This is a genomic window from Acinetobacter sp. 24-47-64, assembly GCF_057737055.1.
The window spans coordinates 2,280,982-2,297,800 of sequence record NZ_CM173215.1; the positions used below are offsets into that span (position 1 = coordinate 2,280,982).

13 protein-coding genes are annotated in these 16,819 nt (G+C 36.8%); 4 read left to right on the top strand and 9 right to left on the bottom strand.

Features of this window, described 5'->3' with window-relative positions:
- Nucleotides 1–108: 108 nt before the first annotated feature.
- Nucleotides 109–846 carry a sulfite exporter TauE/SafE family protein gene (locus AC1M85_RS10860; RefSeq protein ID WP_488213065.1) on the top strand — a complete coding sequence of 246 codons (738 nt, stop codon included), beginning with the start codon at nucleotides 109–111 and terminating at the stop codon, nucleotides 844–846.
- Nucleotides 847–876: 30 nt separating this feature from the next.
- Here AC1M85_RS10860 and AC1M85_RS10865 read toward each other — a convergent pair whose 3' ends face one another.
- Nucleotides 877–1,464 (bottom strand): 1-acyl-sn-glycerol-3-phosphate acyltransferase, encoded by a 588-nt coding sequence (locus AC1M85_RS10865; RefSeq protein ID WP_180028109.1) that lies wholly within the window; start codon nucleotides 1,462–1,464, stop codon nucleotides 877–879.
- Between the two features lie 194 nt (nucleotides 1,465–1,658).
- Nucleotides 1,659–3,260, bottom strand: coding sequence for an isocitrate lyase (locus tag AC1M85_RS10870; protein WP_035267987.1), 1,602 nt, complete (start codon nucleotides 3,258–3,260; stop codon nucleotides 1,659–1,661).
- A gap of 681 nt (nucleotides 3,261–3,941) precedes the next feature.
- Here AC1M85_RS10870 and AC1M85_RS10875 point away from each other — a divergent pair.
- The 3 genes from AC1M85_RS10875 (at nucleotide 3,942) to AC1M85_RS10885 (ending at nucleotide 8,073) form a co-directional block, all read left to right on the top strand.
- Entirely contained in the window at nucleotides 3,942–4,934 is a 993-nt protein-coding gene (locus AC1M85_RS10875; protein ID WP_035268043.1) for a LysR family transcriptional regulator, read from the top strand.
- A 141-nt stretch (nucleotides 4,935–5,075) separates the two neighbouring features.
- Nucleotides 5,076–6,398 carry a polyamine export protein PaeA gene (gene paeA / locus AC1M85_RS10880; protein WP_035267989.1) on the top strand — a complete coding sequence of 441 codons (1,323 nt, stop codon included), beginning with the start codon at nucleotides 5,076–5,078 and terminating at the stop codon, nucleotides 6,396–6,398.
- A gap of 337 nt (nucleotides 6,399–6,735) precedes the next feature.
- Nucleotides 6,736–8,073: a CitMHS family transporter gene (locus AC1M85_RS10885; RefSeq protein WP_092767019.1), complete on the top strand. Its 1,338-nt coding sequence runs from the start codon at nucleotides 6,736–6,738 to the stop codon at nucleotides 8,071–8,073.
- A gap of 58 nt (nucleotides 8,074–8,131) precedes the next feature.
- Here the strand turns inward: AC1M85_RS10885 and AC1M85_RS10890 are convergent, their stop codons facing one another.
- From AC1M85_RS10890 to tatB, 7 genes are all read right to left on the bottom strand, one after another.
- Nucleotides 8,132–9,673, bottom strand: a complete 1,542-nt coding sequence (locus tag AC1M85_RS10890) for a TolC family protein (protein ID WP_488213066.1) — start codon at nucleotides 9,671–9,673, stop codon at nucleotides 8,132–8,134.
- The gene (locus AC1M85_RS10895; protein WP_488213067.1) at nucleotides 9,670–11,802 is read right to left on the bottom strand and encodes a peptidase domain-containing ABC transporter; all 2,133 of its coding nucleotides are present in this window, start codon (nucleotides 11,800–11,802) and stop codon (nucleotides 9,670–9,672) included. The genes AC1M85_RS10890 and AC1M85_RS10895 overlap by 4 nt, the downstream gene beginning before the upstream one ends.
- 11 nt (nucleotides 11,803–11,813) lie before the next feature.
- Nucleotides 11,814–13,082, bottom strand: a complete 1,269-nt coding sequence (locus AC1M85_RS10900; protein ID WP_488213068.1) for an HlyD family secretion protein — start codon at nucleotides 13,080–13,082, stop codon at nucleotides 11,814–11,816.
- A gap of 235 nt (nucleotides 13,083–13,317) precedes the next feature.
- Nucleotides 13,318–15,105 carry a cholesterol oxidase substrate-binding domain-containing protein gene (locus AC1M85_RS10905; RefSeq protein WP_488213069.1) on the bottom strand — a complete coding sequence of 596 codons (1,788 nt, stop codon included), beginning with the start codon at nucleotides 15,103–15,105 and terminating at the stop codon, nucleotides 13,318–13,320.
- A 94-nt stretch (nucleotides 15,106–15,199) separates the two neighbouring features.
- Nucleotides 15,200–15,538 (bottom strand): hypothetical protein, encoded by a 339-nt coding sequence (locus AC1M85_RS10910; protein ID WP_035268003.1) that lies wholly within the window; start codon nucleotides 15,536–15,538, stop codon nucleotides 15,200–15,202.
- A 137-nt stretch (nucleotides 15,539–15,675) separates the two neighbouring features.
- A complete protein-coding gene (gene tatC / locus AC1M85_RS10915) occupies nucleotides 15,676–16,422 on the bottom strand; it encodes a twin-arginine translocase subunit TatC (protein WP_051586588.1) in 747 nt (248 codons plus the stop codon).
- Nucleotides 16,415–16,813 (bottom strand): Sec-independent protein translocase protein TatB, encoded by a 399-nt coding sequence (tatB, locus tag AC1M85_RS10920; RefSeq protein ID WP_051586589.1) that lies wholly within the window; start codon nucleotides 16,811–16,813, stop codon nucleotides 16,415–16,417. The genes tatC and tatB overlap by 8 nt, the downstream gene beginning before the upstream one ends.
- Between the last annotated feature and the right edge of the window lie 6 nt (nucleotides 16,814–16,819).

Below are 16,819 nucleotides of genomic sequence, written 5' to 3' on the forward strand. Positions count from 1 at the left end.
TTATTTTTAAGATAACAAATATTATTTTAGGATTGATCAGTTTTCCCTACCCGACGATCTTATGCATTTTTCTTTTACTCCTGCTTCAGCAATTGATGCAGTCACCTTATGACGTTATGTATCTTTATTCTAGGCGCAATTTTTGCTGGATTTATTCAAGGTCTCATAGGTTTTGCCTTCGCTCTTATTGCGATGTCTTTTTGGGTATGGATTCTACCGCCTCAGATCACCGCCCCCTTGGTCGTTTGTGCATCACTATGGTGTCATATCATTTCAATGTATAAAGAACCAAGAACCTTTATAAAGCCTTCTATCGTTTGGGTCTATATTATCGCTGGCTTAATTGGAGTACCTTTGGGTACTTTTTTGCTTCATTATATCAATGCAGACACGTTCAAATTACTACTTGGGATATTTTTATTAATTTGGTGCCCACTCATGTTCTTTAATCCGCAACTACATTGTTTAAAAGATACCAGACTCAGGATGGACGGCTTGATTGGTTTTTTGGGTGGAATTTTAGGTGGGCTCGGTGGATTCTGTGGTGCAATTCCCTCGGCTTGGGTGATGCTTAAACAACTTCCTAAACATGAGCAACGCAACATTCTTCGACATTTTAATTTTGCCATCCAACTGTTTACTTTGATCATCTATTTATTTAACCAGACCATTAACGTGAATCACTTGTCTTATTTGTGGATTTTGATCTTTGCAGTTAGCCTACCTACGATCATTGGTGCAAAAATTTTTTATCAAATATCTGAGCAAAAATTTAAATCGATTGTCTTAACTTTATTGTTTTTTTCAGGCTTTATTTTAACCTTAAACGCAATTTTCTTGTATTAAAAAGGCAGATTGTTCTGCCTTCTCCATATATTAACTGTTGTGTGAATATCGTTGGTCAACACTAAATTTTTCGGGGAATTTAGCTGAAATCTTTGAATAAAATTCCATAATTTCTGCCATATCCACTTCTATATCTCCAGTAGGATAAATAATTTTACCTACACCGCATTTTTTTTGACTGTAATCCATATATGCTAAAGCGATTGGGACATTCGCTGTAATTGCTACATGGTAAAAACCCGTTTTCCATTTTTCTTGTTTTGACCTTGTTCCCTCTGGCGTCACCAACATGACCAATTTTGGATGATCTTTAAAAAGATCTGCCATTAATTGCACCATGCTTGGTCTTTCCTCTCCCTCTTTCTTTGGTCGGCGATTAATTCCGATCCCTCCCATAGCCCGGACAAAAGGACCAAATGGAAACTTCATATAGCTGTCTTTGATTGTAATTCTGACATTTACACCTAAAGCTTTGAGCGCTAATCGCGCGTATAAAGCATCCCAGTTACTGGTGTGTGGTGCAGCAATCATGACACATTGGTCTAAATCTAAGGGCCAATGGTTATCAATTTCCCAACCTAATGCATTTAAACTCTGTTCAGCAAATTTTTCAAACATATAAATATACAAATGTAAATTTTCGGGATTGTAACAGCTTTGGCATTACTTTTATTCAAAATATGTATTCGGTTTTACTATCGCTGTTTTTCTATCTATACATCAATTAAATTGGCTCATGTATTTAGTTAAATCATTGCATTGACAATAAAAAAACCCTGCTTACGCAGGGTTTTTTTGAATCAGTTCAGTGCTTATGCAGAGAATTGGTTCATTGTATTTTTCGCATCGTCACCCGCTTTAAGCGCGTTGTCGCCAGCGAAGATTTCTTTATGGTCATCACCGATGTCTGAACCAGCCATTGCTTGGTGTTTAACACAAGCGATACCGCCACGGATTTCTTTACGTTGTACACCAGCAACATAAGCCAACATACCTTCAGAACCGAAGTAACCTTCTGCAAGCTCATGTGTAGAAAGCGCAGCAGTGTGGTAAGTAGGAAGTGTAATCAAGTGATGGAATACACCTGCTTCACGAGAAGCATCAGCTTGGAACGTACGGATCTTCGCATCAGCATCAGCAGCTAATTCAGTATTGTCATACTCAGCGCTCATTAACTTAGCTCGGTCGTAAGCAGATACGTCTTTACCTTCAGCAACCCAACGGTCGTAAGCTTGTTGACGGAAGTTTAACGTCCAGTTGAATGATGGTGAGTTGTTATAAACAAGTTTTGCATTTGGCACAACTTCACGTACACGGTTCACCATGTGAGCGATTTCTTCAACGTTTGGCGTTGCAGTTTCGATCCAAAGAAGGTCAGCACCGTTCTGTAAGCTTGTTACACAGTCAAGTACAACACGGTCAATTTGAGTACCTTCACGGAATTGATATAGACCAGAAGCTAAACGCTTAGGACGGTGTAATTTACCATCACGTTTGATTAGGATTTCGTCTTCTTGCGCTTCTGAAATATCAATTTCAGTGGTGTCTAAGTAGCTGATGTATTGAGAAGCGATATCGCCTGGCTCTTTAACCACTGGGATTTTTTGAGTCAAGTCAGCGCCTTCAGAGTCAGTACGTGCAACGATGATACCGTCGTCAAGACCCATTTCTAAGAATGCATAGCGAAGTGCATGGATTTTCGCAATGAAGTCTTCGTGTGGAACAGTTACTTTACCTGCTTGGTGACCACATTGTTTCGCGTCAGAAACTTGGTTTTCGATTTGAAGTGCACATGCACCCGCTTCGATCATTTTCTTCGCAAGTAAGTAAGTTGCTTCTTCGTTACCGAAACCAGCGTCGATGTCGGCAATAATTGGCACAACGTGAGTTTGGAAGTTGTCGATTTGTGAAGTAATTTCAGCAGCTTTAGCAGTGTCACCCGCTTCTTGCGCTTTTTTAAGTGCACGGAATAAGTCGTTTAATTCTTTTGCGTCTGCTTGACGTAAGAATGTGTAGATTTCTTCGATCAATGCAGGAACTGAAGTTTTTTCGTGCATAGATTGGTCAGGAAGTGGACCAAACTCAGAACGAAGTGCAGCAACCATCCAACCAGAAAGGTAGATGTAACGGCGTTCAGTAGTACCGAAGTATTTTTTGTTCGCAATCATTTTTTGTTGTGCGATGAAACCATGCCAGCAACCCAAAGATTGAGTATATTTGCTAGAATCAGCATCATAAGCAGCCATATCACGACGCATAATCGCAGCTGTGTATTTCGCAATATCTAAACCCGTTTTGAAACGGTTTTGAAGTTGCATACGTGCAGCATCTTCAGGACTGATGTCTGCCCAAGTGTTGCCGAATTTTGCTTTTAATTCGCGGATTGCATCAATCGCTGTTTGGTATGTAGTCATGATATTTTACCCTGTATATAATTTTAGGATTTATCAATCGAAGGACTAAATCTACTCGGTATTAATTGTTCAGATTTAGAGCGCTTCGTTGCTATGGACTTAGCTTAGATTGACTCTAGAAATTAATCCAATATTTTCGTTTAATTCTCAGTATTTATTTAAAAAATATGTAGATTAAAGTCGTAATATAAATGAAATACCATTCAATAAATTATTGATTTTAATAAAATTTATAAAATAAGTCTTTGTACACTTTTAACACAATTTGAGTAATTCTTATTCATTAGACTTAAGTATCAAGCTCACCATTACGTTTATTTTTTCTTCAAACATCTTTAGATTTTACCGTTCAATTGACTTTTTTGACAGAGCATTATTAATAAACTGTTAGTTTTAAATGAATATTTTTTAAACTGTGAACCATATTGATGGAATCAACAATAAAGCATTTAAATTGAGATAAACCTAAAAACAATTTAGAACATAGCATGGTAATTTCAAAAACAACTAAAGCCCTATTTTTTAAATAAATGTATAGGGTCTGTCTTATGACAAAAAAAACGTAAATTTGATGAATATATGTTAAATTATGCTGAAAAAATCAGCATAAAAACACACAAACCTAAGCGCTTATGGCATAATTCCCCACGATTTCAAAAATTTATTTTCGGTATTTTTTTTATGAATCTTGAGCGGGTTGATCTCAATCTCTTAATTTACTTAGATGTTCTTTTGCGAGAGAAGAATGTTACACGTGCAGCAGAACAATTGGGTGTTACTCAGCCTGCAATGAGTAATATTTTACGTCGTCTTCGTAACTTATTTAATGATCCGCTTTTAATTCGCTCTTCTGAAGGAATGACTCCTACAGAAAGGGCTTTAGAACTACAACCTCGTATTCGTGATGCCCTTTCTGATCTATCTATGATCTTAGAACCACGAACAGAATTTAGACCTTATACGTCAAATCGTGTTTTCCGCATCATGACTTCAGATTATGCTGAAGCTACACTTGTGCCTCGCTTAGTTAAGGCTCTGCGTTCTGAAGCACCAAATGTTGTTTTAGATTTTCTAACACCGAGTGATGTATCCTATCGTGATATGGAACAAGGCAAAGTTGATCTTGCTATCAACCGTTTCAACGAAATACCACAAAGTTTTCATCAGGTTCTGGTGTGGCGTGACAGCTTTTCATGCTTACTCAATAATAAGCATCCTGCCGTAAATAATTTGAATCTAAAAAGTTATCTAGATGCGCAACATATCTGGGTTTCTAAAACTGGGATGGGGGTAGGATTTGGTGTTAACCCAGAAAAACAAGCTGGTTTAGGTTGGATTGATCAAGCTTTAGAACGTATTGGTCAAAAACGCAAAATTTCGGTATTTACACGTCATTATCAAATGCCAGGTTTATTAGCGTCTAATGTCGATCTCATTGCGACATTACCGACGAAAATCGCTCGCCTACAAGCTAAAAGTCAAAACTTGATGCTCAAAGACCCTCCATTTTACATTCCTGAATTTGAACTCAAAATGGCGTGGTGCCCTCTATTACATCATCATCCTGCTCATCGTTGGTTACGTCAGTTGATTTTATATGTTGCTCGTCAAATGACTGAGGAAGAAAATCGTGAATTTCTTTCAAATAACAATACCCACTTCTCACAATTTTGATTGAGTAGAGCTGATTTAAATCAATACTTTAAAATTTTTTACTCAATAACTATGATATTGAGGTAGTGTAAAAATTCACTACCTCTATGTTTTTTGTGATAAAACTTTCCTCATAAATAATTTAAAAACAAAGGTGTTCGTGTGAGCCTCTTTCAGAATTTCGTGATCATTATGATTTTGATTGCTGGAGCTGGATTCTTATCATTAAGTGAAATCGCACTTGCAGGATCACGTAAAGTGAAACTGAAAATTTTGGCTGAGTCTGGTGATGATCGTGCACAAAAAGTGCTTACGCTTCAAGAAAATTCAGCTGATTTCTTTGCTGCCTCGCAAATCGGCTTGAATGCTATTGCAATTTTGGGGGGGATTTTAGGTGAAGCTGCATTTAGACCTTATTTTGTGATTTTGGTCGATCGTTTCTATGATGGTCCTTGGTCACAATCAATTGGTTTTGCATTGTCATTTACTTTAGTGACATCACTGTTTATTTTATTTGCTGATCTTATGCCTAAACGATTGGCAATGATTGCACCTGAAAAAATCGCTGTCTCTTTAATTAATCCTATTCAGGTATTCATTACTGTTTGTCGTCCATTAGCTTGGTTTATCAATGCAATTGCCAACCTCTTATTCCGTTTATTCAAAGTAAATACTACTCGTGATGATAATATTACTTTTGATGATATTTCCGCGGTAATGGATGCAGGGGCACAAGCAGGTGTCTTACAAAAACAAGAACATCACTTTATTGAAAATGTATTTGAACTTGAAGAACGAAATGTTCCTTCGAGCATGACTACACGTGAAAACGTAGTTTTCTTTACCATCAATGAATCAGAAGAAAGTATTCGTCAAAAACTGGCTGAATTTCCCTATTCAAAATATTTAGTCTGCAATGAAAATATTGATCAAGTGATTGGCTATGTTGATGCTAAAGATATCTTGATTCGTATTTTAAATAATCAAAAATTTAATCAGTTGAATGAATCCACTATCCGTAATGTATTAACGATTCCAGATACACTTACACTATCAGAATTACTTGATCGCTTCAGATCTAGTAAAGAAAAGTTTGCCGTAGTCATCAATGAATATGCCTTGGTGGTTGGTGTTATTACCCTATCTGATATTATGATTACCGTGATGGGTGACTGGGTTACGCCAACGGATGAAGATCTTCAAATTATCAAGCGGGATGATCATTCTTGGCTGATTGAAGGCAGTACACCTATTGAAGATGTCAAGCATGCATTAGAAATTGATGAAATGCCTGATGATGAAAACTATGAAACTTTAGCTGGGTTTATGATGTTTAAACTTCGTAAGATTCCACGTCCTGCTGATAGTGTAGTATTTAATGGTTATAAATTCGAGGTGGTCGATGTTGACCATTTTAAAATTGACCAACTACTCGTGACCAGATTACTTGATGAAAAAGCAGAATTAGAATCAACTGTTGAATAAGACACTATCCACCACTCAGGTGGATTTTTTTATTCAGTTTATCTAATTAAACTTGAGATTTTTCGCCTTCAAAAATTATTAAAATTAGAATTTATACTCAATTTTTATTACAACTATCGCACTTAAAAATCATGTTTAATGTCTCCAATCACAAAATATAAATTTTAAACTTATGAATTTTAACTACTATTTTTTATAAAAATTATGGTTATTTTAATATTTTCTAAACAATATTTAGTTTAATCATAAATTTCTCTAAGATGGTCGGCGTTTTCGAAGATAACAAATACTGTAATAGAAACAATATTGATTAAAACGCTAATCTAAGGATAGATCCATGTTGACCTTGCTTGGTTTGGGCATGATTTTGTGCTTTATGTACCTCATTATGTCTAGACGTATGACTCCCCTCGTCGCACTCACGCTTATTCCCGTTCTTTTTGCGCTAATTGCATATGGATTAGGTTTTTTTGTAGATAGTTTGAACCATATTCAACTTAATGAACTTGGTGAAATGATGTTAGATGGTGTTAAAAAGTTAGCACCTACCGGCGTCATGTTGCTATTTGCTATCTTGTATTTTGCCATCATGATTGATACAGGTTTATTCGATCCATCAGTGAAATTTATTCTCAGATTGGTAAAAGGTGATCCCCTCAAAGTAGTATTAGGTACGATTACCTTAACATTGATCGTGTCTTTAGATGGTGATGGCTCTACCACTTATATGATCTGTGTTGCTGCCATGTTACCGCTTTACAAGCGATTAGGCATGAGCCCTTTAATTATGGCCTGTCTCATGATGTTAGCCAGTGGAATCATGAATTTAACGCCATGGGGTGGACCTACTGCACGTGCGGCAAGTGCACTCCATGTAGATCCTAGCGATGTGTTTGTTCCTATGATTTTACCGATGCTGTTCGCCATTGGTTGGTTGTACTTTTTAGGAACCATGTATGGCCGAATGGAGCGAAAAAGATTAGGCATCATGGAATTGGATATTAGCCATGGCGACAATATTCAAATTTCATCAAACCCAGAGGCAAATCGAGCGCATTTGAGATGGTTTAATGGATTATTAACTCTTGCACTGATGGCCAGCCTAGTCATGGGTATTTTGCCTATGCCTATTTTATTTATGATTGCATTGTGTATTGCTTTAGTCGTGAACTATCGTGATATTGATATGCAAAAAAGCTTAGTCGCTCATCATGCTGGTAGTGCTTTAAATGTCGTTGGTATTATTTTTGCCGCTGGTATTTTTACAGGTTTACTCACTGGCACGGGTATGGTCGATGCCATGTCAAAAGAGTTAGTAGCGATTATTCCAGATAGTATGGGTCCATATTTGGCACCAATCACAGCCGTTTTAAGCATGCCTTTAACGTTCTTTATGTCAAATGATGCTTTTTACTATGGTGTTCTGCCCATCTTATCTGAAGCTGCAGCACATTATGGCATCTCTCCTGTGGAAATGGCTCGTGCATCGATTGTTGGTCAACCCGTTCATCTGCTCTCACCCTTAGTTCCATCTACCTTTTTACTCTGCGGGCTTGCTGGGATTGAGTTTGGTCAACACCAAAAATTTACCATTAAATGGGCGATTATTACGTGCTTAGTGATGCTTGCAAGTGGATTAATATTTGGGATGTTCCCATTCTATTCTGCTATTTAATCGTATCTCTAGTTTCGGAGTGATTTTTTGATCACTCCAATCTCTTATTTATAAAGGCTTATTGAGCTTGAGTCTCATTCCAAATATTCAAGTTCCCCATGTTAGATAAAAGTTGATACCTCACCACTAAAAACTCTGTCAACAAGGTGGAATAATTCATTTTTGCTTCATTCAACACATTCTGAGCATTAAGCACTTCGAGTAAATTTCCTACACCCGCTTTATAACGTCCTTGGGCGACTTCATAGGCTTCTGAAGCACTTTGATTCAATATCGTTAGCGCCTTAATATTGTCATGGATTGCATTTAGCTCATTATAGCTTTTCCAGATTTCAGCATTAATTTCAAGTTTCAATCTTTCTTGCTCTAATTGCTTTAATTTTAAGTTTTCTTGAGCAACGACAATTTGATTTTTTCGATTATAACCATCAAACAATGGGAAATTGACTTGCACACCTGCTTGTAGAGATTGGCGATCACTGCCATAACTGTCACTCGTTTGTTTTTGCTGATCATAAATGCCGTTAAAACTAACAGATGGATATCTAGACCGCTGTATTGCCTTAATTTTATTTTCAGCTGCGAGTGAATCATATTGTGCAGCTTTAAACTTTGGATGCATTTTTTCAGCATCATGAATGAGCATTTCAATCGGTTTAAGATCTAGCTCTTTTGGAATTTTTAACTGATTATTAATTTTGAAATTTTGGTATGCAGGCTCACCCATTAATGATGCTAAAAGTCCTTTTGCTATTTTTAAATCACCTAAAAGCTTAGTTTGATCTGACTTCGCTTTCTCCAAATTAGCGGACATTTGTAATGCATCTGATTTGATACCAACACCCGCACGATATCGAGCGTTTGCAATTTCATAGTTTTTTTCTGCAAGTACAACCAACTCATTAATATTGTTTAACTTTAACTCAGCCTGAATAATTTGATAATAAGTCGAAATCGTTTTGATGATCATATTTTGCAAAGCAACATCATGCTGTGCCAAAGACATCGCTAATAATTTTTCGGCTTCTTCTGCTTGATAAAATCGACTACCAAAATCATAAAGTAGCCAATTGGCTCTTATTCCAAGTCCGTAACGGCGTAAATCAGTGTCATAACTCAAAACAGGACGATCTTTTACTTGATTATCATCACGTGACCAATCGTAATTCAAGGTGCTATTCACTTGAGGATAATAATTAGCTTTGGAGATTTCGAGCTGAGCAGCTTGAATACGCGTTTGTACCCAAGCACTTTTTGTCTCAGGATTACGACAAACTGCTCGTTCAATGGCATCAAGGAGCTCTATTTGCTGTTCATTCTTGAGATTATTTTGAGATAAACAATGTCGAGGTTGACTTAACATTTTCTGATTTTGAAGATCAAGTGACACACTTTGATTGAGTTGTTGTTCTATTTGCTTACGTTTTGTCTCATTCTCACGGGCTTTACGCTGAGCCGTGAGCTCATCAAACCATAAAGTCTCGCGCTGTTTTTTTAGATTTGGAGTCAGTTTTGACAACCAACTCTCTGCATAAGCCAACGAACTATGTCCGAATAGAGACCCAGCAACAACAATGAAAGCGATGTATGTAATTTTCATTTAGGTTGCAAATCCTTGGTCAACATATCACGGACAATCACGCCATCTTGTAAAGCGATAATCCGCTCAGCAGATGAAATCGTTTCTGGACGATGTGCAATAATCAATTTGGTAATATTCAAATGCTTGAGATTTGCGTTAACCTCTTGTTCTTTTAATACGTCTAAACTACTGGTCGCCTCATCCATAAATAAAATCTTTGGTTTTTTATAGATAGCACGAGCCAATAAAATTCTTTGTTTTTGTCCTCCTGACAACATATTACCAATATCCCCCACTAAGGTTTGATATCCCATTGGCATACGGCTAATGTCATCATGAATTGCGGCATAGGCTGCACATTCTTGTACCCATTGCATGTCTGGATTTGAATCAAAAAAGCAAATGTTTTCTGCGATTGAACCAGCAAATAGAATGTCATCTTGTAACACTGTCGCGACTTGATCTCGCACAGCGTTTAATCCTAATTGTTCAAAGTCACGCCCCATGATTTTGACTTCACCTTCATTCTGTTTAAATACGCCTAACAGAACATGTAGCAGTGTGGTCTTACCGCAACCTGTTGCCCCGACAATGGCGACAGATTGATTTTGGGGAATCTTAAAACTAATCCCCTTGAGTACATAAGGATCATTTTGTGAATATTTAAAGTGCAGATTTTCGACTTCAATTGCATTCTCAACCTGATCTACATTTGTGATTTCAGCATCACCGTATAATTTTTCTTGTTCTGTTAACACAATATCGGATAAACGCTCTACATCAATTTGAAGCATTTTAACTTCGATAAACTTATCGATTAGTCCTGCAACCCGACTATCAAATTGGCCTTTATACGCCATAAATGCCATCAGCACACCAACTGTAAAATTACCCTCCAATACCAATGTGGCACCTAACCAAATAATTAGAATGTTCTGAATCCCAAATAAGACTCCATTCGCCAATGAGAATCCTAAACCTAACTTTTGGGTCGTTAATCCAGCATTGACTTGATTGACCATAAGATTTAACCAAGTCGAACGGCGAACATCTTGTCGTTGGAACAGTTTTATGGTTTTAGCTCCACGCACAGTTTCCATAAAATGGCTGCTTTGCTTCGCTGCATGAATAATCTGCGCTTCAGTCGCTCGTTTCAAAGGTGCATACCAAATCCATCGGATTAAGGCGTATAAGCCCATAGTAAAAATTGCAATCCAAGCTAACTTCGGACTGTATACAAACATTAAAATCAACGTAAATACAGTCATTAATCCATCAAGAATCGCAGCTAAGAACGTTGTGGTGAGCGTGGTTTGAATGTTTCCAATTGATCCAAATCGTGAAACAATGTCACCGAGTGATCGTCTTTCAAAATAAGAGACAGGAACATTAATCATGTGATTAAAGACGTTGGCTTGCCACTGCACACTTAAATGTGTGCTCATATACATCATGATCCAAGAACGAAGTAGCCCGATAAACTGCTGAAGTAACATTAACATGCCAAAGCCAATAGCCAGTATCGTTAAGAGATCCCGATCTGCAGATACGATCACATGGTCGATCACCCATTGCATAAAGAATGGGCTAATTAATGAAAAAACTTCTAAGGCTAAAGCCAAGATCAAAATTTGCCCGAGAGATTTCCATAAACCACGAACATGACCGATTAGACCTTTAAGCTGAATCTGATTTTTATCTTCTTTTTTTTCAAATTCAGTATCTGGCCAAAGCTCTAATGCAACACCCGTAAAATGTTCAGACACCTCATTGAGTGTCAGTACACGTTTACCAAATGCTGGATCTAAAATCGTGACTTTATTGGCACTGACTTCTTGCAATACCACAAAGTGGTTGAAATCCCAATGTAAAATACATGGGGTTTTAAGCTGATCTAAATCTTCTAAATCCAGCTTTAATGGGCGTGTTACCATTTTCAACTGATTACTAATTTTGATCAGCTGATTGAGATTTGAACCCTTTTGAGAAACTGAAAAACGACGTCTTAACGTTAATAAATCAGACTCATAGCCATAATAATGCGCAATCATCGCAATACAGGCTAATCCACATTCTGTCGCTTCCGTCTGTAAAATGGTTGGAATTTTCCGTCCAAATCCAAGAGAAATTTTGTCTAATATCTGCATGTTATTTCTTCTTATATCTTGCCAGTGATGCTATATAACGGTTCGAGTACCCATTCATATAGTTTTCTTTTTTCTTGCATGATATCTGCATCAAAGGCCATGCCCACTTTAAGAGGCTTACTTTCACCATAGGCTTTTACAAACTGTTGTTCTAATTTGACTTTGACTAAATACACAGGTTCACTTTGGTTAAGTGTTACACCCTGACTTAACTCGCCTAAATTGGTCAGTTCTTGTGGGTTCATCGTCGTCGCTGAGATTGAATGAATCACACCTTCACCTTGACCAAATTTTTGGTAAGGATAGGCTTGAAAACGAAGTTTTACGGTTTGACCAGTCCTTATAAATCCAATTGCTGAACTGGGTACAAAAAGATGTGCTTCTAAATAAGAAGGCGTCGGAACAATATTCATGACAGGAATATTAGGAGAAATAAACTGACCAACCTCTGCATTAATCGATGCTATTTGTCCTGTCGCATTGGCTTGTAATAGCAAACTATCCCGCGCTTTATTTTCTAAAAATTCTTGCTGATTCGAAGCTAATTGACGATCGACCAAAGTCAGCTCACTTTCCAACTTCGATGCTAGTCCTTGCTGAGCCAATAATTTATTTTCTAATTCAGCTTGTTTAGTATTTTTTTCTCGCTCATAGCTCTGTAAAGCAACTTTTAGGCTGATATAGTTATCTTTCTTCAGTTGATATTCTTCAATCGAAATATATTCTTTATCTTTTAAATCTCGATAACGATGTGCATTTTCTTGTGCAAGTGCTAGACGTTGGCTTTGCTCGGCAATTAAGCCATCTAATTTTATTAAATCTAAACGTATAGATTGAATTTCTGCATTTAATTGTTGAACACTATTTAAATGTAAGTCTTTTAGTTTATTTTTTTCAGTATCTAAACTTTGTTTTTTTAACTCAATTTGTTGTTGTACAGACTCATGATAGTTACCTGTACTATTATAACGCGTCATTTTTAATGCAATTAATGGTGTCCCTTTCTCCACTAACTGACCTTCTTTGACGAATTTTTCACTGACTGTGCCGCCTTCAGCACTATAAACTCGGATTAAACCCGTATTAGGAATCAATAATCCTTTAACACTCGTCCTCTTCGTGTAGCTTCCAAAAAAAATAAAACTCACTAATAAAACAGTAAAAATGGCGACAACAATTGTGAGTACCGTAAATGAAAATGGTCGAATCAAAATGACTTCACCAATCCACTTTGACTTTTGTGCATCAATCGCTTTGTCTCTAAACAGCTTATTTGTCATATATATTTGTAATTAATTTTTCAAGTACGAGTTTTTATATTGAATATTCATCAAGTTGACTGCATTTCAACAGCGTGCTTAAAAGAGACAAACACAAACCAAAAGTTTTCAATAAAATAGTCATGATCTGTGTTGTCTCCCGTTCTATCCCATACCTCACTCACCTAAATCTGCTTTGAATAAACTCAGTTGCATACTGATTTCAATAGATTAAAAACGAAGCGTTTATCTCGTTTTATTTCAAAACTCGATTGACTAAAGGTGCTGTGAACAAAGCATGAGGATCATATTGCTTTAAAATATGACTACTCGACTGAATGGTTAAATGATTAGATTGACCCTGAGCATGGACGCGTGGAATTTCGTAATCGATATAAGTTGAACTATCCCAAGCTTTTTGATTGGTATAGCCCCACCCTTTAGACCATTCTGGTCGCATCAAAGAATCACCTTGATAACGTTGTGACATCCACTCCTCAACTTCTGTGTAAAATTGCGCTGAGAATGGCGTACCTGGCAAGGTTAAAATATCAAACCAAACGGCACAGTCCCATTCAGGATGATCAGGACAAGGTTTAATGGCTGATAATGCTGCTGTTTGAGCGCCGTGAACAATTGAATCTTCTGGATGATCCAAGCCCGTAACTCGAATTTCAACAGGTCCATTCATTGGGAAACGACCCAATTTTTGATATTGCTTCATCTTAGTGCCGTAATAATCACAAAAATCAGCAATAACCCGTTGAACGTTTGCACGACTGGTAATGACAGCATAGCCATTTGCCGTAACACGCAAAGTTGTTGGTTTGACATACAGTAAAACGTTTTTTGACGTCCCCCATAAATCATAAGTTTGAGTAGAAGCCAAACCACCAGTCAAAATCGTCGTTATTCCAGATAATGGCGTACCATTTAAACCTAGTTTAGAGATTTCATACTGAGTAAAACCGAAGGTTGGCGTGAGATAAGTACTTTTATTGACGATGATTTTATGAATCAAATCAGTAATAGGTTTGATTAAATTATCTGAGAACCAATAATTGAATGGTTTGACTGTCTGTCGAGCAGTCAAAGGACGATACGGAGTAACAGTCCAAACTTTTAACCAAGGATAATCGGTGAACGGAAACCAAATTGCTTCTGCACGACCAGATTTATCCAGAAAATGAGAGAAGGTACGTCCAGCATGCTTATCTTGAGCAAATAGCTCATTGATATGAATGTCGGTATAGCTTTCACAACGAATATATTGATTTTTTGACGTTTGTAATTGTGCAGATAAAATAAATGCACGACCTATATGAACTAAAAATGCACGAATTTCAGGATCATTTCGCAGGAAGGTTTTTGCAACGTATCGACCTTCTCGTTGGTCGAAAACAGCAGCAGTGATCGATACCACTAAATTACTGATCGAACCATAAGTTTGACCTTCTTGTTTTTTTTCCCCTACGGCAGGTACACCTGTGCCATGACCATCAATGGCCAACACACCACCCAAAGTTAAATCTCCAGGTGCGGGCACTGCTACAAATCCACGATTACGGTATTCCATTGCGGTTAACAATGCTTCCATTTGAATGCCTGCTTCGGCAGTCACAATACCTTTTGCATCAATACTGACTTTGTTGATATGCGTTGGCATATCAATCAATAAAATTTTAGTAATCTTGTCTTGATCATCCAACAATAAAGGTGACCAATTATGTGACATCCCTTTGGGTCTGACTTTATAGCCATTTTGATATGCCCAGTTAATGGCTTTTAAAACTTGTTCTTGATTTCTCGGTGATGCTGTCCATGCATTTTCATAACGAGATTCCCCAGACCAATTTTCATATTTCTGTTTAAAAATTGAGATTTCAGTTGGGAAATTTACTAATCTTTCTTGTAAAGGAAAAAACCAAGCTTCTGCCTTTTGTGTTGGAAGCCATGCTGAAACAGCACCAACAGCAGCTAAGCTACCCATTGTTTTTAGAAAGTTTCTTTTATCGTGATCTATTTGTTCTGATGAATTCTGCATTGTTATAGCCACCAAAAGTTTAGCTTTATTATTTCTGTTACTGAAAGCAGACCAGTACTCATGACCAGTCTGCCTTTAACACTTTATTTAAAACTTATGAAAGCCAAGCACGAACGCCATTTAAAGTCGGAAGAAGTTTATATTGACCTTCTGCCTTTTCTTTTTCGTAATGGTTTGGAGTTTCAGCTACATCGCCACCAAGTGCACGACCAAGACCAATTAATGTTTTTGATGCCACTAAACCAGTAGTATCAGCAGCTTGGTGTACTAGCCCTAAACCTACTGCACTAAATACAACACCAACTGATGAAATCAGTTTTGAATTAAGTGTTTGATTGAATAAGTTCACACCGTGGATGATTGAGTCACCAATCAATGTTCCAGCACCAGATACTTCATTGATTTCTTCTTGCTTTAATTCTACTAAGCTCATGATTAAAACCTCGTTATAAAGAATTTATGTTAGATACACCTAACTTTTGTTAAGCACTTTTTAATATACAGAATGAATTGTGTATCTATAATGAAAACTGTATGACACTATTTAATTATTTTGTGATTTATTTAACATTAATTTTGATAATTCGATTGACTCAATATTCTTGAAAATAACAGCCCAATTTCAAATAATAGATAGATCATTGTGCCCCCAATCGCCATTGATAATATGTCTGGCGGCGTTACAAACATGGCAATAAAAAAACAAAAGATAAAAATGTAAGGTCTATTTTTTTGGATGGTCTCAATGTCTACTAATCCAAAATACACCGTGATCATAATGACCAATGGCACTTGAAAAATCAGCCCTAAGACGAAGAAAAACTTAATACAAAACAATAAGTATTGTTGAATATCTGTCATAGGGGTCACACTATCTGGCGAAACTCCAATAAAGAATCCCAATACAGCGGGCAGAATAAAAAAGTATCCCAGTGCAATGCCCGAGTAAAACAACACAATACTTGAGGGAAAAAAGAAAAAGAAAATTTTACGTTCTTTCAGATAAAGCGCATGTTTTAAAAAAACATATAATTTATAAAAAATAAAAGGAAAAAGGATGATCAGCGTGACAAAAAATACCAACTTAATGGGTGCTACAAATGTACTGGTAATATCTGTCGCAATCATATGCGCATTTGCAGGTAATTTAGCTTGTAGAGGCAGTGCGATCGCGTTATAAATTTTGTTCGCGAATGGCACTAATCCAACAAAAATAACTAAAAAGCCGATAACGACATGAATTAAATTTCGCCTAAATTCTTCAAAATAATCAGAAAAATGACTCAGTGTTTTTTTGAGGTCGGAAGTTTCAGACATATCTCACTCCCATTACATGTATATCAACACACGACCAATGCGCTAAATGAGTCATTAGAAAATCTGTTTTATAAGGTGCTGGAACATAAAACTTTTGTATTGGGAAATATTGTTTTTGTTTCTGATCAATTTGATCATCTAGATGCGCGAAATATTCCTGCATTTGAGTTTCAAGCTGTTTAACATTCTGAATTTCGTCTTTTAATTCTTCACGAAGTTGATGAAGCTCAAGTTCTAGATCTACTTTCTGTTTAATATCGGATTTTATTTCACTTATTTTTTTCAAGCTTCGAAGCGCAAAACGAATCGCATCGGGTAAACGATCAGGACCCAAGACCACAATTACAATCAGTCCAAGAAAGAGTAGTTCTCCAAACCCAACATCAAACATAGGTTA